Below are 23,169 nucleotides of genomic sequence, written 5' to 3'. Positions count from 1 at the left end.
CTCTCAATGAGTCAGCCGCTCCGCTCGACGGTATTACGGGTTGACCGCTCCCTGGATCATCAAGGGGGCGATGAACCAGGTGCTCTTCGAAACCTATGTCGAGACCCAACTCGCCCCGACCCTGAGGCCGGGTGATGTCGTTATCCTCGACAACCTTTCCTGCCATAAGAGCGAAAAGGCCAAGGCCATCCTCAAGGAGCGTGGCGCTTGGTTCCTCTTCCTGCCGCCCTACAGTCCCGACCTCAATCCCATTGAGATGGCGTTCGCCAAGCTCAAAGCTCATCTCCGCCGCATCGGCGCCCGTACCATCGAGGAGTTGTGGAGGGCTGTCGGCTCTATCTGCGACCTCTACACACCAGACGAATGCTGGAACTACCTCAAACATGCAGGATATGCGTCAGATTAAACGCTCGAAACTCTAAAGACCCCGTTGAGGCCGTACCGCCTCGTCAACATCTCGGCGATGGTGATCGATGGGCCGTCCGTCTCCAAGATCTGATGGCTGCCGACCTTCACGCGGGACACCGCGCGGACCATACGCCCGTCTTGGGCGAGAATATCGATGCTTCGCTCAATGCCCGGGAGATAGGCCATGAGCATCATGTCCGTGTCCTGCGAGGATATCCGCAGCGCTGATCGGAACGCCTCGATAGAGGTTCTGATGTTTTCGCCGGACAGGATCCTTTTTAGTTCACATCCGCTCCGCTCAAGTATTCGGAAGCCGGCACCGTAGACACCGACGCTGGGTTTCACGCAGAGGCGGCGGCTAGTCCCCTCCAGCACAAAGACCGCTTGGTCAAATTCGGTTAAGGTGCGGAAAACACGGTAAGGTGGGACCGGCACGTCGGAGCCGGCGAGATCGTCGTAAAGCTCGTGCTTCCTGTCGACCAATCGCATCGTCTGAGGAGTCGCCATAAGCAAAAGCCGCACGCCGTGAGCCTCAAATCGGCCCCGATGCCCAGATATCACCTCGCGTCGGCGCTGGGGTACGAACACATCGACCTTATACTCGAAGCATCTTGCAAGGCTCCAGTCAACATACGCACTGTCGTCTAATGAGCGAGGCTCAAGAAAAATTGGTCAGCGACTTTGGATGCGGGCGACCACTCGTCAGTATGGCTGGCCAGCAGTGATATTTTCCTATTTAAATCTGCTGAGCGAATGATTTTCAGGACATCAAATATATTTGACAGCCCTTTGTTGAACGACGCCCTCATGTCAATGCCTCCACATGAACAACCTCCTCCGCTTGTGAGAGGCTTGGCGAGCGATGAAAGTCCGCGGCGGGGTGCCATAACGTGGGCGTGAACCGGCCATGCTCGTAATCACGAGTGAGGAGTGCATTCCTGCCATAAAACATAAATATACCAACTAATTATGTTGCGTGAATGGAGAATGCCTCCTCTATCCCGCAATGGACGATAGCGATGTCATCGGGCGAGCGCAATCGAAGTCGGGGCGTCCTACTAAAGGTGGCCAGCAAAGGGCTGCATAACTCGATATGCAGGCTACCTAGAGGCGAATACGCCTTGACACTGGAAACTTGCTTGTGGAACATTGCCGCGAAATTGCTGCTGCTTTTCAACTTTTTCGAGCGATTTTAAGTAGCTGAACCTTTAAAATTTCGTTAAGCAATATCTTTTGACCACCATAACAAGCTTGAACTCGGAGGACTCCCGTATGGCTGTATCTTTGTCCAAGGGCGGCAATGTCTCTCTCAGCAAGGAGGCTCCGGGGCTGACCGCCATCGACGTCGGCTTGGGTTGGGACGCTCGCGTCACCGACGGCTCCGAATTCGATCTGGACGCCTCGGCGTTCCTTCTGAACGAGTCCGGCAAAATCCGCTCGGATGCCGACTTCATCTTCTACAACAACAAGACCTCATCGGACGGCTCGGTGGTCCACCAGGGCGACAACCGCTCCGGTTCCGGCGATGGCGACGACGAAGTCGTTGCGATCGATCTCGCCAAGGTTCCGGCCGACGTGCAGAAGGTCGCGTTCTCCGTGACCATCCATGAGGCAGAGGCGCGTAGGCAGAGCTTCGGCCAAGTCAGCAATGCTTACATCCGCGTTCTGAACAAGGCAGACGGCAAGGAGATCGCCCGCTACGACCTGTCCGAGGACTACTCGACCGAAACGGCGATGATCTTCGGCGAGCTCTATCGCCATGGCGGTGAGTGGAAGTTCAAGGCTATCGGGCAGGGATTCGCCGGCGGGCTTGGTCCGCTTGCGAAGAACTTCGGCGTCAACATTGGCTGAGGAAAACGCTTATGAGCGTTTCGCTGACTAAGGGCCAGAAGATCAGCCTCTCCAAGAACGGGGCAACTCTGACCCGGGTGTTCATGGGGCTTGGCTGGGATGTCGCAAAGAAGGGCGGCCTCCTCGGAGGCCTGTTCGGCGGCGGCGGGGAGAGCATTGACCTGGACGCCTCGTGCCTCGTGTTCGACGAGCGCGGTGAACTGGTCGACGAAATCTGGTTTCGCCAGCTCAAGGGCATGCACGGCGCCATCGTCCACACCGGCGACAATCTGACTGGCGACGGAGACGGGGACGACGAGGTCATCAAGGTCGACCTGTCGAAGCTGCCCGCCAGCGTGAAATCGTTGGTGTTCACGGTCAACTCGTTCCGGGGACAGACCTTCGACAAAGTCGCCAACGCGTCCTGCCGGCTCGTCGATGACACCAACCAGAAGGAACTGGCCGTCTTCGCTCTGAGCGAGGCGGGGTCCCACACCGGCCTCATCATGGCGAAGCTCTACCGGCACAACGGTGAATGGAAGCTGCACGCCATCGGCGAGAAGACGGCGGGTAAGACCTTCCACGATATGATGCCGGCCATCCTCGGCATGCTTTAGTCCAACGTCACCAATCTGGCCGATGGGGGAAGTATGGCCGTTTCTGCACTCACTCCGGGGGCAAATGTCGCCATCCCCGAATCGGATCGGATCGTTGTGGCTATCGGGTGGGACCCGGCGTCGCAGCCCGGCATGGAGGTCGACGCGTCGGCGTTCATGGCTGGGAGTGACGGCAAGGTCCCATCTGATGAGCATTTCGTGTTCTACGGGTCTCGCACGTCTCCTGATGGAGCGGTGAGGTTCAATCCGTCGGCATCCTCAGCGGGCTCTCCCGATCTTCAGTCCTTCGAGATCGACCTCGCCAAGGTGCCCGGGCGTGTCGAAGTCATCGACATCTGTCTCACCATCCATGAAGGTCAGGCCAGAGGGCAGAGCTTCGGCAATCTCCGCATGGTGGTAGCCCGTCTGTTGGAGCCTGCCGCGAACTCTGAGATTGCGCGTTTCGACCTGCCGGTCGTCGGCATGAAGGAGACGGCGATCACGCTCGGTCGAATCTATCGGCGAAACGGTCAGTGGAAATTCCGAGCGGTAGGACAGGGCTTTGTCGGCGGGCTGGCTCCCTTGGCGAGGCAGTATGGTGTCGATGTCGCCGAGGAGGCCTCCCCCGTGCCTGCGCCAGTCCAGGAGAAGCCTGCTGCGTCTGCCCCGCCCCCACCGTCCCCTCCGCCTCAGCCGGCGCCCGCAGCCAAGCCTGTGAACCTCTCCAAGATCACGCTGGAGAAGCGTGGTCAGTCCGTCTCGCTTGAGAAGAAGAACGCTAAGGGTTTCGGGGAAATCCTCTTCAACCTCAATTGGAACCGGCGACCAAAGGGTGGGCTTTTCAGCGGCTTTCGCGGTAACAAGGGAATCGATCTGGATCTCGGCTGCCTTTGGGAACTGGAGGATGGAGAGATCGGAGTGGTGCAGGCCCTCGGCGAGGCTTGGGGCGATTTTCGTTACGAGCCATTCATCCAGCACGCCGGGGATGATCGGACGGGCGCCGCGGCCGAGGGCGAGAACATCCGGATCAATGGAGACCAGATTTCCAAGATCAAGCGGATTCTAGTCTTCGCCTTCATCTACGAGGGCGTGCCGAACTGGGCGGCTGCCGACGGCGTTGCGACGGTGAAGATTCCGGGAAATTCCGACATCGAGGTGCGCCTCGACAATCCCGCCTCCGGGCAAGGGATGTGCGCCATAGCGCTCATCGAGAATGACGGCGGCAAGCTGAAGGTGACGAAGGAAGAACGTTACTTCGGCAATCACAAGGATATGGACAGGGCTTACCGCTGGGGATTGCGGTGGGTGGCAGGTTCTAAAGATTGACGGGGAAAAGCGATGTCATTCACCGACTGGATCAAAAAGAATGTTAACGACGCTCGGGAAGCTCTTAGCACCGAGATAACGAAGTTCAAGTCCAGGGACTTTCTGGAGGCGGTCGTCGCCGGCTGCGCACTTGTCGCCTACGCCGACGGGAACGTCTCTACGCAAGAAAAGCAAAAAATGATGGGATACCTGAGAGCTTCCGAGCAGCTCAAGGTGTTCGATCAGAATGACGTAATCAAGCTGTTTCAGAAGTATGTCGAGAAATTCGAGTTCGACTCGACCATCGGCACCGGTGAGGTGATGCAGGCGGTCGGGAAGTTCCGAGGGAAGCCGCAGGCGCAGCTCATCGTCCGCGTCTGCTGTGCCATCGGTGCCGCCGACGGCGACTTCGACGCCCATGAGCGTGCGGCCGTGAGGAGAATGGCATCGGAATTGGGTCTGGATCCCGCTGACTTCAATCTCTGAGAGATGCCTCCGCAATAAATGACCGCCTACGCCGTTGACGATCTGTTCTGCTGCACCCTATGCAGGTTTAGAGGTTATTCGCATGCCACACTTTGGTTTTCCGCTGGAAGCTCTCGCTATTTTCTTTGGCGTGATCGGCCTTTCCGTCTACCTTGATCTTTATGCCCATCGACATCATAAGGCAATATCTCTTAAGGATGCCGGGTGGTGGTCTTTGTTCTGGGTGACACTCGCCGTTGCCTTCTACGGATATCTTTGGGTCCGCTTCGACAAGCAATGGGCAGACCTGTACCTCGCAGGTTGGGCACTGGAGAAATCACTGTCGGTCGACAACCTGATGGTGTTTATGGCGATCTTCGCTTCATTCGGCATCAAGGGAGCCTTGCAGCACAGGATCCTATACTGGGGTATCGTGGGAGCGTTGGTGTTCCGCGGGCTTTTTGTTGCCGCCGGCACTGGCCTGTTTATGCTGACGCCGTGGGTTGGCTTTATCTTTGCTGCAATCGTTGCTTGGTCGGCCTGGAAAATGTTGGCTAAGCGTGATGACGCCGATGAAATTGAGGATTATTCGAACCACTGGTCTGTTCGCTTAACCGAGAAAATTTTACCAATTTTCCCTCGTCTGCATGCGGAGCGATTCTTCCTCACCCGAAAGATCGCCAATGACCTGAGGAATGCGGATCCAACCATTCGCCTGCCCAGGGACGCGGCGCTGTTCGCCACGCCCGCATTCCTGTGCCTTATGGCCATCGAAACCTCGGACGTGATGTTTGCCTTCGACTCAGTTCCCGCCGTCGTTGCTGTGACGCAGGAGCCACTCCTGGTCTATGCAGCAATGATCTTCGCAATCCTCGGGCTGAGGTCACTTTATTTTGTCCTCGCAGCGCTCACCCGCTACCTTGTGCATCTTGAGAAGGCGGTGATCGCATTGCTGTTCTTCATCGCTTTTAAGCTGACATTGCAGTCCGGTGAACATGTCTTCGGTTGGAATTTCTTCCACATCAGCCCGAACGCAAGCCTGCTTGTCGTCATAGGCACGCTGGTAGTTGGCGTGGTCACGTCGTTTGTCTGGCCGGAAAAAGACGAGCCGGGTTCGGACGAGCCGGCGGTAATCGGAGCACCTAAGACAGATTAAGTGCCAGGGGTGCTGGGGCCGCTTCCCCAATCCCTTCTACAGCACGGTAGTCCCCAATTGGGGGATAACCGCAAACAGTTTGGGCATAGATGGTGAAATATGAGTGTCTCGCTAAGTAAAGGCGGCAACGTCTCTCTCTCGAAGAGCGAACCCGGTCTGAAGAAGATCCTGATCGGCCTCGGTTGGGACGCCCGAGCCACTGACGGTGCCGACTTCGACCTCGACGCTTCGGCCTTCATGCTGGGCGCGAACCACAAGGTTCCTAACGAAAAGGCGTTCATCTTCTACAACAATCTCCGTTCCGCGGACGGTTCCGTGGAGCACACCGGCGACAACAGGACCGGCAGCGGCGATGGCGACGACGAGGCGATAACCGTGGACTTGGACAAGGTTCCCGGGGAAATCCAGACCGTCGCGATCACCGTGACGATCCATGACGCGGAGGCCCGCCGGCAGAACTTCGGTCAGGTCAAGAACGCTTTCATTCGCATCGTCAACGACGAGACCGGCAAGGAAATCGCCCGCTACGACCTGTCCGAGGACTACTCCACCGAGACCGCAATGATCTTCGGTGAGGTCTACCGCCGGGATAGCGAGTGGAAGTTCAGGGCGGTCGGCCAGGGATATTCCGGCGGCCTCGCCGCCATGTGCGCCCAGTTCGGCATCGACGTCGCCTGATCTCCCGACACCGGCCCCACTTCCAGGGGGCAGAACGTAAACCGATCACAGGAGAGTCCCTTGCGCCGCCTTCCCGTCTATCTCGTGCTCGACGTCTCCGGCTCCATGCATGGGGAGCCCATTGAGGCCGTCCGAAACGGCATGCAGATGCTGGCGAGCACCCTGCGGACCGACCCCTATGCGCTTGAAACCGCCTACCTCAGCGTCATCGTCTTCGACGATAAGGCCCGCCAAGTGGTGCCGCTCACGGAACTCATGGCGTTCCAGCCGCCGAACATCGAAGCCGGATCGACGACCTCCCTGGGCGACGCCCTGAAGGTGACCAAGGAGAGCATCGAGCGCGAGGTGCAGAAGACCACGGCGGACGCAAAGGGCGACTGGAAGCCGTTGGTCTTCCTGATGACGGACGGCCAGCCGACGGACGATTGGGAAAAGGGCCTCAACGAGTTCCGGAAGGTTAAAACCGGAATGGTCATCGCCTGTGCGGCAGGTCCGCAGGCAGACAGCACCCTGCTCAAAAAGATCACGGAATGCGTCGTGTCGCTAGACACCGCCGACTCCAGCACCATCGGCGCGTTCTTCAAGTGGGTTTCGGCGAGCATCTCCACCTCGTCCAAAAAGGTGGATCTGACGAAGTCCGACACCAACGAACTGAACGAGCTTCCGCCTCCTCCTCCTCAGATCACCCTTGTGTGACGCGGCGTTTGGCGTCCCGACCCCGACGCCATCCAAGTGGTCTGAGCGAATCAGGAGGGGAGCATGAGACGGCTTCCGGTATATCTGCTACTTGACACCTCGGGCTCGATGCGAGGCGAGCCGATTGAGGCGGTCAACAACGGTATCCGCGTCATGGTCAGCGCGTTGCGGCAGGATCCGCACGCGTTGGAGACGGTGCATGTCAGCATCATCACCTTCGATGCAGATGCCAAGGTGGTGGTGCCACTGACGGCTCTGGACGAGCTTCAGGTGCCGGAGATCACCACCCCCCAGTCGGGTCCGACTCATCTTGGCCTCGCGCTCGAGACGTTGGGAAAGCGGATCCGGCAGGAGATCAGGAAGTCGACCACCGAGGTGAAAGGGGATTGGGCCCCTTATCTGTTCGTGATGACCGACGGCAAGCCGTCGGACATTCAACTGTTCGAGGAGCAGTGCCCGGTCATCCGATCCATCGGCTTCGCCAGCGTCATCGGCTGCGTTGCCGGCCCGAAGGTGCGGAAAGAGGACCTCCAGCCGCTGTGTGACCATGTGGTTTCTCTGGACACCATGGATTCCGCGCTCTTCAGCAGCTTCTTCAAGTGGGTGACGGCGGCGATCGCCAGCGGCAACAAGTCGATGGGGGCGGCGGCCACCGTCGCCCTGCCGCCTCCGCCGCCCGAAATCCAGATCGTGTTCTGAAGAGGCTGACAATGCGCCGGCTACCGGTCTTCTTTCTCGTCGACGTTTCCGAATCGATGGTAGGCGAGAGTCTGTACAAGCTGGAGGAGGGTATTGGAGCCGTCGTCTCTACGCTCCGTAAGGACCCATATGCTCTGGAGACGGCCTTTCTGTCGGTGATCGTGTTCGCGGGCAAGGCACGGACGGTGACGCAGCTTACGGAACTCGTCGCCTTCTACCCTCCAGAGCTTCCGGTCGGTGGCGGCACGGCATTGGGGGCAGGCCTCACGCACCTGATGGACGAGATCGACAGGATGGCCGTAACCACCACCCCGGACCGTAAGGGTGACTGGCGGCCCATCGTCTTCCTGCTGACCGACGGTAATCCCACCGACAACGTCGCAAAGGCGGTGGACCGGTGGAACCGCTCATATCGCAATCGGGTGAATCTCGTGGCCGTGTCCATCGGTGGTGGTGCGGATCACGCCGTGTTGAAGCGACTGACCGACGAGGTCGTGGTCTTCAACGACTCTGCCCCCGACGCGTTCGCTCGCTTCATTAAATGGATCTCCATGTCGATCCAGAGCCAGAGCCGCAGCGTCAGTTCCGGTCAGGACGGAAAGGTGAGCCTCGCGAAGGCTGAACCTGGCCTGCTGGCCCCTGTGGAGTCCTCGGAGGGCTTGACGCCGTTTGCGGGGGTCGATGACCGCTATGCTGTCTTCGTCGGCAAGTGCGCGAAGACCAAGCTGCCCTACGTGGTCAAGTACGAGCGGCATATGGGCAGGATCGAGACCACGGACCCGGTTCTTTCCCAACTCCTCAAGACCCGACGATATACCCTGAACACTGCCATGCCGGTGAAGAGCAGCTATTTCGACCTTTCCGAGGGTGTGGGGAGCGGGCAGTCCGTAAGTTCCGAAGACCTCGTCGGTCAGCCGAACTGCCCGCATTGTGGAGCCCAGTTCGGGATGGCCGTCTGCGAATGCGGCCGAATCCACTGTGTTGAGGGCGGTGGCGAACAAACGTGCCCGTGGTGCGGCAAGACTGGCCAGTACGGGACCTCCGAGGCTGGTGAAGGCTTCGACATCGGCAGGGGGCGGGGATGAGCGATGGGTTCAAGTTCAGCCCCCTCATCCTCGTCGCGATGAAGGATCTGGCTGACATCGTCACGCAATCGAACGTTCCCGACCCGGGCGATGGTTATCGGGACTTCATTGGGTTGCCTGCGGAGTATCGCCGCATCCTTTTCGTGCTCGACCGCATAGCCAGCCACAGTCGGCGGAAAAGGATCGCGGATCGGGCGGCGGTGATCGAGCGGACTGCGGCGCCTCAGTCTTCCAGCGACAGCCAATCTCCCGCGAGGCCTCAGGCAAGCACAGCCAAGGCGGCCGACGAGCCGGGGCCGGCCTCCATGTTCGGCGCCAGAAAGTATGTGCCGTCCGAGGAATTCGATGAGCCGACCCCGCCATCGAAGGTGCCCATGACCTCCGATCCCCAGATTCCGTCCGATCCAGGGCATGCCGCAGGACCGACAACCAATTCGACGGATGGCGGCTCCGTTCTCCCGCCGGTTCCGCCTTCGGCACCCCTGCCGGCGCCTGCCGCGCCAGTTCCCCAGCCCGGCGGCGTACCGGCTGTCCCCGCACATTCGGCGGCTTCGGAGAACATTGCGGTGACGCCGATCGAGACGGTGAAGAAGTCCGTGTACCTGAAGAATGCCAAAGCGAACGAGGAGTATAAGGGAGCGGTCGAGATCGACGGCATGAAGGGCCTCAAGTTGGAGGACGCCGGAGGTTCAGGCCTCACATTCGACGAGGCATCCAACCTCCTGAATGGCACCCCCACCGTAAGCGGCGACTTCGTGATCCGTCTGCAAGGTCTCCTGCATGGTAAGCGGGCGGAGGTCGTCGCCAACCTCGCCGTGATCCCCGACCCCAAGTCCCTCTGGGTCAACAAAGACAGCGACCGGAGCGCTCCGTTCTGGAAGCCCGACGAGGATTTCGACCAGAAGGAAGGCGACCTACTTTGCGTGGCGGCGAGCAAGCGCGGCCGGTCCCACGCCAAGGACGGCACGTTCCGCGATGACGATTTCGGGCTTTGGGCGAACGGCCCCGGCGGTTGGCACGTCGCCGTGGTGGCTGACGGCGCCGGAAGCGCGAAGTTCTCCCGCAGAGGCTCCAAGGTCGCGGTCGATAGCGTCCTGCGCGAATTGCCGCTGATGCTCGAGGACCACGTCACTCCACATCTGCCGAAACTCGTCCCGGCTTACCTTCAGGGCACCCCCGGCGCCGCCGTACAGATCAGGAGCCAACTCTATCAATCCTTGGCCACCGCCGCCTTCAATGCGGCGAAAGCCATCGAGGAAGAGGCCGCCGCCCATGGCGAGAAGGCATCCGCGTTCTCGACCACCCTGATCGTCGGGGTGGTCCGCAAGGTTCCGGAGGGTTGGTTCATTGCTGGTTTTTCCGTCGGCGACGGCGGGGCGGCGGTGTTGGACGTCCGCGACGGATCGCTGACCACTTTGACGCTGCCGGACAGCGGCGAGTTCGCCGGGCAGACCCGCTTTCTCCACAAATCTGAATTCTCCGGCGGATTCGACGACGTCGGCAAACGGATATTCTTCGATGTCCGCAAGGACTTCACCGCGATCACCTTGATGACTGACGGCATCTCGGATCCAAAATTCCCGACCGACTCCGCGTTCGGCGATCCCTCCAGGTGGGTCGAGTTCTGGAATGGCGATCTCACGAAGGCCGTCGACCTTTCGCGAACCAACGGAGAACTTAAGAACCAGTTCCTGGAGTGGCTGGACTTCTGGTCGCCCGGGAACCATGACGATCGGACCCTTGCTGTGCTGGTGCCCTGAAGGAACATGTCATGACGGTTATCAAGCTTACCACTCAAGACGGGCAACAGGTCGAATACAAGGATGAGATAATCGGCCAAGGCGGGATGAAAGACGTATACTTCAGCCCCGATCGCTCCTACGTCGTCGCCTTCTTCCGGGACAAGCTGGACCATGCTGGCAAGGAACGGCTGAAATCCATCGTTGGGATGTACCGCGACGGCATTTTTGAGAAGGATGGGGGAGAGTACTGGAAGGAGCTGTTCTGCTGGCCGACCGCCATCGTCGAGAAGGACGGTCACCTCGGCGTTGTTGCCCCGACCTACAAGTCACATTTTTTCTTCGCTCATGGTTCGGTGAACAACGACATTCTTGGCATTAAGGGCAAGGAGAAAGAGGGGAAATGGTTCGCAAGCGCATCCAACCGCTCGAAGTTCCTTGACGCTAAGGAGAAGGGCGACTGGCTGAAGCACCTCCAGATCTGCCTGCTGATCAGCAGGGCAGTTCGACGACTTCATGCGGCCGGTTTGGCCCATTCCGATTTGTCGTACAAGAATGTCCTCGTCGATCCGTCCGGCGGCAAGGCCTGCGTCATCGACATCGACGGGCTCGTGGTGCCGAACAAGTTCCCGCCGGACGTGGTGGGCACCCCAGACTTCATCGCGCCGGAGGTCATCGCCACCCAGCATCTCGACAAGAAGGACCCCGCTCGCAAGCTACCGTCCGCTCTGACCGACCGGCATGCTCTGGCGGTGCTGATCTACATGTACCTGTTCTACCGCCACCCCCTGCGGGGAGCGAAGGTGCATGACACCGACGCATCGAAGGACGAGGAGCTGTCGATGGGGGTGAGGGCTCTGTTCGTGGAGCATCCCACGGACCAGAGCAACCGCGTCCGTGCCGATCATTTGAAGGCAACCGAGTTGCCTTGGGCCGACCCCGTCAAGATGCCGTACACGATCGCCGGTCCCCTGCTTGCCTCGCTGTTCGAGAAGGCCTTCATCGACGGGCTGCACGATCCCCAGAAGCGGCCAACTCCATCGGAGTGGGAGAACGCGCTGGTGCGGACCATCGATATGATCCAGCCATGTTCAAGCAAGTGCGAGATGGGCTGGTACGTATTCGACAACACGCGCAAGCCCAAGTGCCCATTCTGTGGGACCCCCTACCAAGGCAAGCTACCCGTCTTGAATCTGTATTCGAGCCGCCACAGCGGAACGTTCCAACCCGACAATCACAGAGTCATGGTGTGGAACGGGCAGTCCCTGTTCCCGTGGCACGTAAACCGGAAGGTCTTCCCAAACGAGCATCTAACTCCTGAGATGAAGAAGCGAGTTGGCTATTTCCAGCTTCACCAGGGGGATTGGTACTTGGTGAACGAGGGGATGCCACAGATGCACGATGTCGCCGCCAAAAAGGACTTGCCGATTGGGGGCAACGTCCGACTCTCAGATGGAAGCCAATACCTTCTCTCGCGGGAAGAAGGTGGGCGTCTGATTCAGGTGCAGTTGGTCGAGGGTTGAGCCGCCGGCGTATTGGCGGGTGAAATGGCGGGCCACGGGAACAAAGGCCCGCCGATCGAACGATGGAAGGGGAGCCAGGCATGAAGCGGCTTTTGTCGGATAAAAGGGCGTACTTCGCCGTTTTCGGCGCAATCGGCGGATTGATTAGCGCCTTTCTGTACGACATGCTCGGTTTGAACAGCGCGTTCAAATCATGGGTCTTCGGCACTGCCCTAGACGGGCTATCCATCGGAGCCCTGCTCGCTTTCGGGCAAGCCCGCTATCTCGGCAAGAGGTTCGACTCGAAAAGCTTTCTCAAGGCCCTGCTCATTGGTGGTGGGGGCGGCATGATCGGCGGCTTCGTTGCCCTCAACCTGGGCTTTCCGCTCGCAGGAGCATTGGGTGGCGCAACGGACGCTGGGCGCTTTCTTGGATGGACACTTGGCGGCATCGCCGTCGGGTTCGCCGTGTCGAAAGCGGTCCCTAACCTGAAGGCCAAGACGGCATCGATCGCCGGCGGCGTCGGAGGGTTGGCAGGTTGCGGCCTCATGTACCTGGTCTCCAGCTTGTCGGCGGGAACGGCGACCACAGGTGCGGCCATTGGCGTAGCGATCGCCCTTGCCGAGGCTGCCTTCCGAGAGGCGTGGCTCGAAGTGACCATACGGCCCAAAGGCCTATCGCTTGAGAAGGAGCGCACGGTCACTGTTTCGCTCGGCGACCGGCCGGTGTTGTTCGGATGTGCCGGAGACGCGGATGTCCGGCTTGTTGAAATGCCTGGTGCCAAGGCGCACTTCGCGAACGTTTCCATGGAAGGTGGGCGCATAGTGCTTCGCGATCTCGCCACCGAGAAGTCGCGGAATCTGGCAGTCGGTGAAGGATTTGATATTTCGAATGCCCATGTCGTCGTACGGGCGAAGGCGGCGATGGAGAAGGCATAGTATCTCCCAAATTCCCCTTTCCATCATTGCATCAAACAGTTTTGGAAAAGACAGCTTAAGCCCGCTTAGCTCGGCCTGGGACTTGCCGATGTCGTTCCGAATTTTGCATGTGTGGTGGCGCTTGGGCGGTCGCCGCAGACAACATCGAGGATAGGTCATGGGCTTTCGCTTCCGCAAGTCGATCACGCTGGTGCCGGGGGTGAGGCTGAATCTCGGCACCAAGGGACTCAGCCTTTCAGCGGGACCTCGGGGGGCGAGCATGATCTTTTGCAGGAACGGGGTTTACGCTAACGTTGGTATTCCGGGCACCGGCATCTCCTACCGGACGAGGCTCGACTCAGGAGCGGCACCGAACCCGCAACCGAGCGGCGACCGCTATTTGCCGATGACTGCCAAGGTCCAGGACGACGGCACCGTCCTCATCGCCGATCTCGATGGTCGACCTCTCCCTGAAGACATGCGGAGAGCGGCTCTCAGACAGAATGGCCCTGCCATCCTCGACATGCTTGAGCGGCGGACAGAGGAGTGAAGTGGTCCCCGTTTCCCGGACAGTCGGCTAGGGTCCGGACTCATAACCAGTATGCGACGGTCGCCACGATGTGGACGGCGGCCATGAAGTTGGTTGCGGAGCGGTCGTAACGGGTGGCGATGCGCCGGAAGTCGTTGAGGCGTCCGAACATGCGCTCGATGACGTTGCGGTTCCGGTAGAGGTAGGGAGAGAAGCAGTTTTTCCAGCGCTTGTTGGCGCGTGGCGGGATGTTGGGCGCGGCTCCCGCCTCTTCGATCTTCCGGCGAACAGCGGCACTGTCGTAGCCCTTGTCGCCGTGCAGGAGATCGGTAGCAGGCATCCGGTCGAGCAGACGGTCGGCGGCGGTGCAGTCGGCAACCTGACCGCCGGTCAACAGGAAGGCGAGCGGCCGACCGCGTGGATCGCTCAGGGCGTGGATTTTGGTGGTTCGTCCGCCACGGGACCGTCCGATGGCCTGAGCGCGCTCCCCCCTTTGCCGCCGCTCGCCGAACGATGGGCGCGGACCGCCGTGGAGTCGATCATCACCCGGGCCGGTGGGCCGCCTGCCGCTGCCAACGCATGGAAGATGTCTTCCCACACGCCCTTGGCCGCCCAGCGGACGAAGCGGTTGTAGAGCGTCTTGCGGGGGCCGTAGACCGGTGGAGCATCCGCCCAGCGCCCACCCGACTTCAGCACATGGACGATTCCGCTGATCACACGACGATCATCCACGCGCGGCTTGCCGCGGGTGTTGCGCGGAAGGTGCGGCTCAAGCCGTCCGAACTGCTCCACCGTCAACCAGAACTGACCGTCGCTCATCGCATAGCCCCTTTCCACGGCGTTGAATCACAACGGCTCCCTGCCGGAAAGGCTCTTTATGGGTCCGGACCCTAGTCAATTGGTTTGGAGCTCCACACGGCCGCAGCCCCAAGAAGAAAGTGCGGAAGGGTAGCATTTGTCACATTTCCAGGTTGCTCATCATCCAATGGACTCGTCCATCCGTCGCATCCCTTGATAGTTCCTAAGTGTTTTGATAGCTTCTGTCTCAGCAATAAACCGAATATAGGCATCCGCAGGACAGTCCTATGACTCAGGTGGAGCCCTGGATGAAGCGACCGTCCTCAGTCGCGACGTGCGGAAGTGTGAATGCATAAAAGAGGGGGAGGTATGTCATCCGTATACAGCAGGAGCTTGATCGCGACCGCCGTCATGCTCCTCGTGCCGGTGGCTCAGGCCAGAGCCCAGGAGGCGGCTAGGCCAATGAACCAATACTGGGACGTGACCGTACTTTCCTGGTATCGGGAGGCCGCGACTTGGCTTTTTAGGAATCCCTCGTTCGAGTGGTATATTCCGCTTGTGGCCGCGGCTGCGGTCGCCGCGGTCGGCAACTTTTACGCCTCTCGGCAGGCTGTCACGGTGTTCAGAACCTACAACGACCTCGCGGCGACCTTCCTCTGCCCTTGGCTGCCGGTCGGCCTTTACTACCTAGCGGATGGCCTCCACTTACAGGTGGCGGGCACGGTCGGAGACGCGATCACCTACACCGCGGTGGGCGCCTTTGCCGCCATCGCCATTCTGACCTTCATGGACAACCCCAACCCGCTGAAGGGTCTCCTGGCGTTGGCGACGAAATCGCTCATGGGCATTGCGTTCTTCGGTCTCATCGTCTTTGCCATCGCCATGCTGTTCTCCCCCGCCTCAGGGAAGACCGCCTCCGAACGTCGCCGCTCCGCCAGAAACAATCGGGCCGCCAGCGCGGCCATCGCGGCCATCGCGGTAGCAATTCTCGCTTTTGCGGCGACGTTCGTCCGCAACCGGGAGAGGGGCATCGGTCATTTCGTCGAAGACCTGCGAAGCCGGTTCGCATGACCATTATGCAAAACGACGCCGACTTCGCCGTCAGATTGGCCGGAGGCGATTTGGCCGTTGACGCCGAGCGTTGGGACCTGCCGCTCCGGTTCCTGTGTGGGTTTGCCAGCAGGCGGAATCCCAAGCGGCCGTTCCTTTTCGTCAGCCGAGTCCTGGGGCGGCACCTCCCTGTCCATCCACAGGTAATGAGGATGGCGCACCGCCGATTGGGGGCGAAGCTGGACAGCTCTCTGCCAGGGCCGGTCGTGGTGGTTGGAATGGCGGAGACCGCCGTCTGCCTGGGGCAGGGCGTCCATGAGTCTTGGCGTCTGATGTCGCACCGGGACGATCTCCTGTTCATTCACTCGACGCGATATAAGCTGCGGCACCCGCTGCTCTCGACCTTTGAGGAGAGCCACAGCCACGCTACCAGCCATCTCCTCTATCAGCCCGCCGACCCGATCGATGTCGAACTTTTCGCGGATTGCCGGACGCTTGTCCTCGTCGATGACGAGGCTTCGACCGGGGCTACATTCGTGGCGCTCTCACATGCGTGCAGGACCCAAATGCCCAAACTTGAGCGCATCGTCTGCGTTACCATCACCGACTGGATGGGGGTGAGGAAGCATGCCGAGATCCGTGCGGAGATGCCCGCCCGGACGGATTTCGTCTCACTCCTTGAGGGTTCCTACCGCTTCCTCCCTTCTGACGCACCGCCACCGGTCATGCCGGACGTGACGGGCAACGGAAGTTGCAAGGACCACCTCCTGACCCGCAACTTCGGACGCCTCGGGCTGAGGAAGTCCGTCCCATTGCCCGAGAGTGCCCTTGCGATCCGGGCAAAGGTTGGAGAACGCATCCTCGTCCTCGGGACTGGAGAGTTCGTCTATCCACCATTCCAGCTTGCAAGGCGTTTGTCCGCTATGGGCGCCGACGTCCGCGTGCAGGCCACAACCCGCTCGCCGATCATGGAAGGGAACGACATCCATGGCGTGATCGAATTCGAGGACGCCTACGAAGATGGCATTCCCAACTTCATCTATTCGGTCCGCCCAGGGCAATACGACAGAGTTCTGGTGTGCTACGAGACGCCGCCCTCGACGGTCCAAACGCCTCTGGTGAAGCTGCTGGGCGCAGAACCAGTGTTTTTCTCCGATGCGAAGGTCTGAAATGAAGCGAGTCGTTTTTGTCGACCTGGATGACACGCTCTTCCAGACCACGAGGAAAAACCCGAAGGCGACTAAGCTTGCCGCTGTGGACAAGGACGGGCGCCCGCTCTCGTTCCAGTGCCGGAAGCAGTCCGCCTTCCTGGAATGGCTCGCGCAGGACGCCCGCGTCGTCCCCGTCACGGGTCGCAGCGTCGACGCTTTCAAGCGGGTGCTCCTCCCACTGGGAGATTTCGCCATCTGCTCATTCGGTGGCGTCATCCTCCTGCCGAACGGTGAACCTCATCCTGAGTGGCACGGGGAAATCTCCTCGGCGGCGGCAACGGCGGCTTTGGACGCCTTGCACAGACGGATCGCCTCTATTGCCGGGGAACTTGGCATCGACGTCCGCCACAGGGTCATCCACGACATGGGACTCTCCCTTTACCTTTCGGTGAAGCACAACGGCCACGACACCGATGAGATGGCTCGTCTCGCGACCTCTGCTTCGGGAGCCATCCCGGAGGGGTGGACCCTCCACCTGAATGGGACGAACATGGCCGTTTTGCCTCCTTTCCTCGGCAAGGAGAGGGCCGTCGCCTTCTTCCTGGAGCGGATCGTAGGGGACAAGGACGTGCTGACCGTCGGAGTCGGCGACAGCCTGACTGACATGGGCTACATGAGGCTTTGCGATTTCGCTGTGGCCCCATCCAAGTCCCAGCTCTTCTCCCTGCTTTCCTGTTCGAGTCGGCTCGTGACGACGGGGGGCGATTCTGCATGAGCCAAGAATGCCTCGGGTTCAGCGGCAGCTATGACCCTGCCGACGTGACGTTTCTGCTCAAGCCGGTTGTGATGCGATTCGTCGACGTGGCAGAGAAGGAGGTTGCCATCCAAAGCGGCAGGCGTCACTACTCCGAGATGCTGGCGCAGGAGACCGCCCCGCCTTCCCAGTACCTAGCCGCGTTTCACGAAGCTTTCAGCCAGAACCGTGGACGTGTGGGCAGGGATGTCGCCAGGCTGGCAAAAGCCCTCGCCGGCAGACCTGGGGGCGAGATCGCATTGGTGAGCTTGGCCCGCGCCGGGACACCCATCGGGGTCTTGCTGAGGCGCTCCCTTGCCTGCCTCGGCCGGAAGGTCAAACACTATTCCGTCTCGATCATCCGCGACAAGGGCCTCGACCTGATCGCCATGGCGCTGATTCTTCAGCGCCACGACAGCGGGGACGTCGTCTTCGTGGACGGCTGGACCGGCAAGGGGGCGATCGGGAGCGAATTGGTTGCATCGCTTTCGGCGGACCTGCCCGAACTCGTCGATGCCCCGTTCTGCGTCCTCTCCGACCTTGCCGGGGTGGCAACGCTCGCTGCTGGCGACGAAGACTATGTCATTCCCTCTGCCATCTTGAACGGCATCATCTCCGGGCTCATCAGCCGCACCATCCACTCTGACGAACTTATCGGCCCCAGCGATTTCCATGGATGCATGCGGTTGGACGGGCTGGCCGCCGAGGACATGAGCCGCTGGTATGTCGATGAACAGATGAAGGATGTGCTCGCATGTCTGGAGAGCGACGAGGTTCTTCCCGCGAGTTGGGGTTACGGTGACCGCGAGGCGGCCGCACGGGTCTCCGCCGCCTTCGTAGAGGAGATGCTCCAGAGGACCGGTGCCAAGGACCGGAACCGCGTGAAGCCGGGTATCGGTGAGGCCACAAGGGCGCTTCTCAGGCGCCTCCCTGACCGTCTCTTCGTCAGGGATCCGGAAGGAGCGGACGTCAGGCACATCATGACACTAGCAGCCGAGAAGGATGTCGCCGTCGAGGTCGATCCGAAGCTTCCCTATCGTGCATGCGCCATCATCAGGACCGTCGGAGCCGACTGATCATGGCATTCTCATACCTCAATCTCGGCGCCAGTCTCTACGTCCCCGCGACGCGCCACGACCTCGTTGCGTCGGCCAATGGCGATCGGCTTCCGCGCCTGCGTTCCGTGATCCTCTGCACGGAGGACAGCATCCTTGAGGGTGATGTCGAGATGGCTCTTGCCAATCTGAGGCAGTGCCTGCCGCAGCTTCGCAAAGGTGGTCCGCTCGTCTTCATCCGCCCGAGGTCCCCCAACATTCTGGCGAGGATTCTCTCGATGCCGGGTGTTGAGCGGGTGCATGGGTTCGTCCTCCCGAAATCAACGCGAGACTCGGTCCGGGCGTTCTCCTATCACATCCCAGCTTCCTCACGATTCGTGCTCATGCCGACCCTGGAAACCCGTGAGGCGTTCGATCCGTTTGCTATCGCCGAACTGCGGACGATGCTCTCCGAGTCCGGGCTGAGGGAGAGGGTGCTGGCCCTCCGCATCGGAGGAAATGACATCCTGAACTTGCTCGGCATCCGCCGCAGCCCTGGGCGGACGATCTACGACACTGCTGCGGGGCCGGTGGTCGCCTCGCTCGTGGCCGCGTTCCGCCCCTTCGGTTTTCCGCTCACGGCTCCCGTTTTCGACGACTTCAGCGACGCCGATGCCCTTCGGGTGGAGGTTCGGCGCGACCTGGAGCATGGCTTGGTCGGAAAGACAGCAATCCACCCGTCCCAGGTGAGTCTCATCGAGCAGGAATATCGCGTGTCTGAAGCGGACTTCAGGATCGCCAGGAGGATTCTCGATGACGACGCACCTGCGGTGTTCCAGATCGACAAGGTAATGTGCGAGCCGGCTACCCATGCCAACTGGGCGGCACGCATCATGGAACAGGCAGCGATTTATGGCACTGCGACAGATTTCTCGGATAGTGGGCTGGGTGTCGGTGATGAGGTGCGTATCGGCGCCTGCAAGGTGAAGGTTCTCTCACGTTCATGACATGAGACGCCCGCATTGTTGCCAGAATGGCGAACGCATTCAATCCTTTATCGCCGTGGTAGGCGAGGCTAGAATGCCTGCCGGAATTTGAGTGGCCCGTACGCGAGGGATATCGTCAGATGGTGGTGCCTCTATCCAAGTTCGGCATGGTGTCGGGAACGCCTGGCCTAGCCGGTGGAGGCCCCAGCCCTGATCTGGACGCCTTTCGTCGCCACATCGTCGGCCGCGTATTCGACTCCTACTGCGATGCCGCCACATGGCGTGCCGTGATCGCCCATGGCACGCAGGCCTGCGGCTTGGATCAGAAGACGGCCGAACTCGCCGCTGAAATGGAACTGGAGACGCTTTTGGTCGCCAACGAAGTCGCCTTGCTCAAGCAAATGGAGGGCATGCTTCGTCAGTTCACTGAAAGGGACAAGAAGCTCGACGCCAAGGAAAAGTCGGATCTCGTTCAGATGATATGCAGAGTTAATCCTGGATTCGCAAAGGGTCTGCGTCATGATGTCGCCGAGTCCTTCATCGCCGACTTCTGCCGACAGAATGGCGTAAAGGTGAAGGTTGGGCTTTTCAGATGGGCCATTCCGTGACGGCGTGCCTGCGCCGAGGATAAGAGCGCCTAACAGAACCATCTCTGGACGAAGCGCCAGCAGATGAGGCTGGCCGCGATATGGTGAAAGGCAGTGAAGATGTCGGCGCGCCGTTCGTAGCGGACGGCGATGCGGCGGAAGCGGGCGAACCAAGCGAGCGTACGCTCGACCACCCATCGGTGTCGGCCAAGACGCTCGCTGCTCTCGACGCCACGCCGGGCGATCCGCGGAATGATCGCTCGTTGGCGCAGCGCCTGCCGGCAGTGTGCAAAGTCGTAGCCCTTGTCGGCGTGCAGCTTGGCCGGGCGGCGCCGGGGCCGGCCCGCACACTGGCGGATCGCCGGCACGGCATCGACCAGCGCCTCCAGCAGCTTGCTGTCGTGCCGGTTGGCTGGCGAGATCCTCAGGGCGAGCGGGATGCCGTTAGCATCGACGAGGATGTGGCGCTTGGAGCCCGGCTTGCCGCGATCCGTCGGGTTCGGGCCGGTCTCCTCGCCCCCCTTTTTGCTGGAACGCTGGCGCTGTCCACCGCCGCACGATCCCAGTTGATGGCGTTGCCATAGCCGAGCCGGTCGAGCAGAACGCGATGCAGCCGCTCCGTAAGCATCCGCTGAGTGCCGCGGTCAGGCAGCTTTCGTCTGCTCGCGGATTGCCTTCCATTCCCAGGGGAGGAGTTCGTGCAGGCGGGTTTGGGGGATGTCGTTGATGCGGGCCAGGACGTCGGCGAGCCATGCCTGGGGATCGACGTCGTTGAGCTTCGCCGTGGTGATCAGGCCGTACATGATCGCCGCCCGCTGCCCGCCGCGATCGGAGCCGCAGAACAGCCACGCTTTCCGGCCCAAAGCGATCCCGCGCAGGCCGCGTTCGGCGGCATTGTTGGTCAGGCACAGCCGGCCGTCGCCGAGGAAGCGCGTGAAGCCGTCCCAGCGCGTCAGCATGTAGTCCATCGCCTTGGCCACGGGGGCATGGCGGGAGAGCCGGGCGCGCTCCGTCCGCATCCAGTTCTCCAGCGTGGCCACCAGGGCGACGCCGTGCTCCTGGCGGGCCGCCAGCCGCTCGGCCGCGGGCTTGCCGTTCAGGGCGCGCTCGAGATCGAAGAGGGCGTCGATGTGGGTCACGGCTTCCAGGGCCAGCGGTGAGATCGGCGGGGCATCCTTGCCGCGTCTGGTGTTCGCGGCGATGTCGGCCAGCTTGAAGAAGCCGCGCCTTGCATGCGCCCAGCACAGTGCGGCGCTGATCGGCCCCGGTCGGCGCTCAGGTTCGTACAGCCGGTTATAGCCGGCGAACGCATCGGCCTGCAGCCAGCCCGTGAAGCCGGCCAGGTGCCGTTCGGGATGCTCGCCCTTGCGGTCTCGCGAATAGTGGAACAGCGCTGCCGGTGGGGCTTGGCCGGCAAACGGCCGGTCATCACGCACATACACCCACAGCCGCCCGGTGTCGGTCTTGCCTTTGGCCAGCACGGGCACGGGCGTGTCGTCTCCATGCAGCCGCTCGGCTGCCAGTACATGCGCGGCGATCAGGTCGTGCAGCGGCTTCAGCACCGCGGCGGCGGCGCCCACCTGGTCGGCCAGGGTGGACAGGCTGAGCGGCACGCCCTCGCGCGCAAAGCGTTCGGCCTGCCGGTTCAGCGGCTGATGCTGGCCGAACTTCTCGAACAGGAGGGTGGCCAGCAGGTTGGGGCCGGCCCAGCCCCGTGGGGTGGCGTGGAACGGCGCCGGCGGCTGGCTGATCGTCTCGCAGGCCCGGCAGGAGAACCGCTCGCGCACCGTCTGGATCACCTTCCACTGGCGCGGGATCACCTCCAGCGTCTCGGTGATCGTCTCGCCCAGCTTGCACAGCTTGTCCGAGCCGCAGCACGGGCAGCTCGCCGGTGCCGGCACAACGACGCGCTCGCGCGGCAGGTGGTCGGGGAAGGGCTGGCGTGATGGCCGTTTGCGGGTAAAGGCCGCCACCGCGGTGGTTTTGGCAGCGGCCTGCTCGGCCGCCAGTTCGTCCTCGCCGGCCGTCGCTTCCAACTCTTCGAGCTGGAACTCCAACTGGTCCAGCAGACGCGCCTTGCGCTCGGAGCGCGTCCCGTAGAGTTCGCGCCGGAGTTTCTCGATTTCCAGCTTCAGGCCGGCGATCAGCGCCTCGGTGTTCGACGCCATCGCCTTGGCCCGCGCCGCTTCGGCTTCCGCCGCATCCGCCCGCGCCTCGGCCTGCGCCAAGGCAGCGCGCAAGTTGGCGACGTCGTCGGCCGAGGTGGAGGGGAGCGGGGCGGCGGTCATGGCGCCAGTTTACCTGGGAACGCGCCGTTGAGCCGCCACAATCACCCCTGAACCGGTGCGTCGATTCACCGTGTCGCAGTCACCCCGCGGCCTCGGGGCGCCAAGTCTTCTGCGGGTTGCGCCAGTCGATGCCCTCGAGCAGATAGCCCATCTGCCCAACCGAGATCGACACCGCGCCGTCCGCCGGCGTGGGCCAGATGAAGCGGCCCCGCTCCAGCCTCTTCATGAACAGGCAACTGCCCTGGCCGTCATACCAGATGATCTTCACCAGATCGCCGCGGCGCCCGCGGAAGATGAAGAGATGGCCGCTGTGCGGGTCTTGGGCGAAGCGTTCCTGCACCAGCAGCGCCAAACTCGCCCAGCCTTTGCGCATGTCGGTGTGTCCGCTGGCCAGCCACACCCGCACGCCACTCGGCACCGGGATCATGCCAGGGCACCGACGACGGCCGCCGCCAGAGCCGGATCGACCGGCCCTTCCAGACGCAGGCGTGCCCCGCTGGGCAGGATGACCTCGAGGATCGCCGGGCTCGTGGTCGGACCCGCTGGAGGCGGCAATGGTTCAGGGGGCTCCAAGACCGGCGGTTCTGTTACGGTCGGCTCCGGCGTGATGGTCACTGCGACGAAGCTGGACGGTTCGGCCACCGCGCTCCCGCTCGCCTGCATCAGCCCTCGCCAGCGGTATAGCAGACTTTCGTGCACGCCCAGCCGGCGGGCCGCTTCCGTCACCACCACGCCGGGGCGGAACGCCTCCTCGACCATTCGGACCTTCTCCGCCGGCGTGTAATTCCGCCGCCGCTCCGTCCCCGTCAGAACCTCGACCCGCTGGTAAGCCATGACGTTTGCAACTCGTTTGCGTCCGCGCAATGACGCGCCACGC

Annotated in this window: 23 protein-coding genes and 3 pseudogenes; 20 read left to right on the top strand and 6 right to left on the bottom strand. The window is 61.5% G+C overall.

Annotation, left to right across the window (positions count from 1 at the left end):
- Positions 1 to 40 precede the first annotated feature (40 nt).
- A pseudogene (locus DM194_RS13065) lies at positions 41 to 406 on the top strand (transposase); the annotation flags it as partial.
- Here the strand turns inward: DM194_RS13065 and DM194_RS28690 are convergent.
- Positions 403 to 915 (bottom strand): ATP-grasp domain-containing protein, encoded by a 513-nt coding sequence (locus DM194_RS28690; protein WP_246024379.1) that lies wholly within the window; start codon positions 913 to 915, stop codon positions 403 to 405. The pseudogene DM194_RS13065 and the gene DM194_RS28690 sit on opposite strands and share 4 nt — an antisense overlap.
- Positions 916 to 1,680: 765 nt before the next feature.
- On the opposite strand from DM194_RS28690, the gene DM194_RS13055 reads away from it, so the two are divergent.
- From DM194_RS13055 to DM194_RS12995, 13 genes are all read left to right on the top strand, one after another.
- Complete coding sequence (locus DM194_RS13055; protein ID WP_111068054.1) at positions 1,681 to 2,259, top strand: TerD family protein; 579 nt, start codon at positions 1,681 to 1,683, stop codon at positions 2,257 to 2,259.
- Positions 2,260 to 2,270: 11 nt separating this feature from the next.
- A complete protein-coding gene (locus tag DM194_RS13050) occupies positions 2,271 to 2,855 on the top strand; it encodes a TerD family protein (RefSeq protein WP_111068053.1) in 585 nt (194 codons plus the stop codon).
- Positions 2,856 to 2,888: 33 nt separating this feature from the next.
- On the top strand, positions 2,889 to 4,160 hold the full coding sequence (locus DM194_RS13045; RefSeq protein WP_111068052.1) for a TerD family protein: 1,272 nt from the start codon (positions 2,889 to 2,891) through the stop codon (positions 4,158 to 4,160).
- A 12-nt stretch (positions 4,161 to 4,172) separates the two neighbouring features.
- Complete coding sequence (locus tag DM194_RS13040; protein WP_111068051.1) at positions 4,173 to 4,625, top strand: tellurite resistance TerB family protein; 453 nt, start codon at positions 4,173 to 4,175, stop codon at positions 4,623 to 4,625.
- A gap of 82 nt (positions 4,626 to 4,707) precedes the next feature.
- A complete protein-coding gene (locus DM194_RS13035; protein WP_111068050.1) occupies positions 4,708 to 5,760 on the top strand; it encodes a TerC/Alx family metal homeostasis membrane protein in 1,053 nt (350 codons plus the stop codon).
- A 99-nt stretch (positions 5,761 to 5,859) separates the two neighbouring features.
- The gene (locus DM194_RS13030) at positions 5,860 to 6,438 is read left to right on the top strand and encodes a TerD family protein (protein ID WP_111068049.1); all 579 of its coding nucleotides are present in this window, start codon (positions 5,860 to 5,862) and stop codon (positions 6,436 to 6,438) included.
- Between the two features lie 60 nt (positions 6,439 to 6,498).
- Positions 6,499 to 7,134 carry a vWA domain-containing protein gene (locus tag DM194_RS13025; protein WP_111068048.1) on the top strand — a complete coding sequence of 212 codons (636 nt, stop codon included), beginning with the start codon at positions 6,499 to 6,501 and terminating at the stop codon, positions 7,132 to 7,134.
- 63 nt (positions 7,135 to 7,197) lie between these two features.
- Complete coding sequence (locus DM194_RS13020) at positions 7,198 to 7,833, top strand: vWA domain-containing protein (RefSeq protein ID WP_111068047.1); 636 nt, start codon at positions 7,198 to 7,200, stop codon at positions 7,831 to 7,833.
- An 11-nt stretch (positions 7,834 to 7,844) separates the two neighbouring features.
- Entirely contained in the window at positions 7,845 to 8,918 is a 1,074-nt protein-coding gene (locus tag DM194_RS13015; RefSeq protein ID WP_246024378.1) for a TerY-C metal binding domain-containing protein, read from the top strand.
- A complete protein-coding gene (locus DM194_RS13010) occupies positions 8,915 to 10,678 on the top strand; it encodes a PP2C family serine/threonine-protein phosphatase (RefSeq protein ID WP_111068046.1) in 1,764 nt (587 codons plus the stop codon). The genes DM194_RS13015 and DM194_RS13010 overlap by 4 nt, the downstream gene beginning before the upstream one ends.
- An 11-nt stretch (positions 10,679 to 10,689) precedes the next feature.
- Positions 10,690 to 12,180: a helix-hairpin-helix domain-containing protein gene (locus tag DM194_RS13005; protein ID WP_111068045.1), complete on the top strand. Its 1,491-nt coding sequence runs from the start codon at positions 10,690 to 10,692 to the stop codon at positions 12,178 to 12,180.
- 80 nt (positions 12,181 to 12,260) lie between these two features.
- Positions 12,261 to 13,097, top strand: coding sequence for a hypothetical protein (locus DM194_RS13000; protein ID WP_162630026.1), 837 nt, complete (start codon positions 12,261 to 12,263; stop codon positions 13,095 to 13,097).
- Positions 13,098 to 13,254: 157 nt separating this feature from the next.
- The gene (locus DM194_RS12995; protein ID WP_111068043.1) at positions 13,255 to 13,626 is read left to right on the top strand and encodes a DUF4236 domain-containing protein; all 372 of its coding nucleotides are present in this window, start codon (positions 13,255 to 13,257) and stop codon (positions 13,624 to 13,626) included.
- A gap of 40 nt (positions 13,627 to 13,666) precedes the next feature.
- Here the strand turns inward: DM194_RS12995 and DM194_RS12990 are convergent.
- A pseudogene (locus DM194_RS12990) lies at positions 13,667 to 14,424 on the bottom strand (IS5 family transposase).
- A 441-nt stretch (positions 14,425 to 14,865) separates the two neighbouring features.
- Between DM194_RS12990 and DM194_RS12985 the strand changes: the two are divergent.
- From DM194_RS12985 to DM194_RS12960, 6 genes are all read left to right on the top strand, one after another.
- A complete protein-coding gene (locus DM194_RS12985; RefSeq protein WP_162630025.1) occupies positions 14,866 to 15,474 on the top strand; it encodes a hypothetical protein in 609 nt (202 codons plus the stop codon).
- On the top strand, positions 15,471 to 16,622 hold the full coding sequence (locus tag DM194_RS12980; protein ID WP_111068041.1) for a phosphoribosyltransferase family protein: 1,152 nt from the start codon (positions 15,471 to 15,473) through the stop codon (positions 16,620 to 16,622). Before DM194_RS12985 ends, DM194_RS12980 begins: the two co-directional genes overlap by 4 nt.
- Before the next feature lies 1 nt (position 16,623).
- Positions 16,624 to 17,379, top strand: a complete 756-nt coding sequence (locus DM194_RS12975; RefSeq protein WP_111068040.1) for an HAD family hydrolase — start codon at positions 16,624 to 16,626, stop codon at positions 17,377 to 17,379.
- On the top strand, positions 17,376 to 18,473 hold the full coding sequence (locus DM194_RS12970) for a cysteine protease StiP family protein (RefSeq protein ID WP_111068039.1): 1,098 nt from the start codon (positions 17,376 to 17,378) through the stop codon (positions 18,471 to 18,473). The genes DM194_RS12975 and DM194_RS12970 overlap by 4 nt, the downstream gene beginning before the upstream one ends.
- 2 nt (positions 18,474 to 18,475) lie before the next feature.
- Positions 18,476 to 19,438 (top strand): HpcH/HpaI aldolase/citrate lyase family protein, encoded by a 963-nt coding sequence (locus DM194_RS12965; RefSeq protein ID WP_111068038.1) that lies wholly within the window; start codon positions 18,476 to 18,478, stop codon positions 19,436 to 19,438.
- 119 nt (positions 19,439 to 19,557) lie between these two features.
- Positions 19,558 to 20,025 (top strand): hypothetical protein, encoded by a 468-nt coding sequence (locus DM194_RS12960; RefSeq protein ID WP_111068037.1) that lies wholly within the window; start codon positions 19,558 to 19,560, stop codon positions 20,023 to 20,025.
- A 29-nt stretch (positions 20,026 to 20,054) separates the two neighbouring features.
- Here DM194_RS12960 and DM194_RS12955 read toward each other — a convergent pair.
- The 4 genes and pseudogenes from DM194_RS12955 to tnpA form a co-directional block, all read right to left on the bottom strand.
- Positions 20,055 to 20,623, bottom strand: a pseudogene (locus DM194_RS12955) (IS5 family transposase); the annotation flags it as partial.
- Between the two features lie 25 nt (positions 20,624 to 20,648).
- Entirely contained in the window at positions 20,649 to 22,292 is a 1,644-nt protein-coding gene (gene tnpC, locus DM194_RS12950; protein ID WP_111068036.1) for an IS66 family transposase, read from the bottom strand.
- A 79-nt stretch (positions 22,293 to 22,371) separates the two neighbouring features.
- The gene (gene tnpB, locus DM194_RS12945; protein WP_111065522.1) at positions 22,372 to 22,719 is read right to left on the bottom strand and encodes an IS66 family insertion sequence element accessory protein TnpB; all 348 of its coding nucleotides are present in this window, start codon (positions 22,717 to 22,719) and stop codon (positions 22,372 to 22,374) included.
- Positions 22,716 to 23,126 carry an IS66-like element accessory protein TnpA gene (gene tnpA, locus DM194_RS12940; protein ID WP_111068035.1) on the bottom strand — a complete coding sequence of 137 codons (411 nt, stop codon included), beginning with the start codon at positions 23,124 to 23,126 and terminating at the stop codon, positions 22,716 to 22,718. Before tnpA ends, tnpB begins: the two co-directional genes overlap by 4 nt.
- Between the last annotated feature and the right edge of the window lie 43 nt (positions 23,127 to 23,169).

This window comes from Azospirillum ramasamyi, from assembly GCF_003233655.1.
Classification (GTDB): domain Bacteria; phylum Pseudomonadota; class Alphaproteobacteria; order Azospirillales; family Azospirillaceae; genus Azospirillum; species Azospirillum ramasamyi.
The sequence above is the reverse complement of the archived record's forward strand: the minus strand, read 5'-3'. Positions and strand labels throughout refer to the sequence as shown.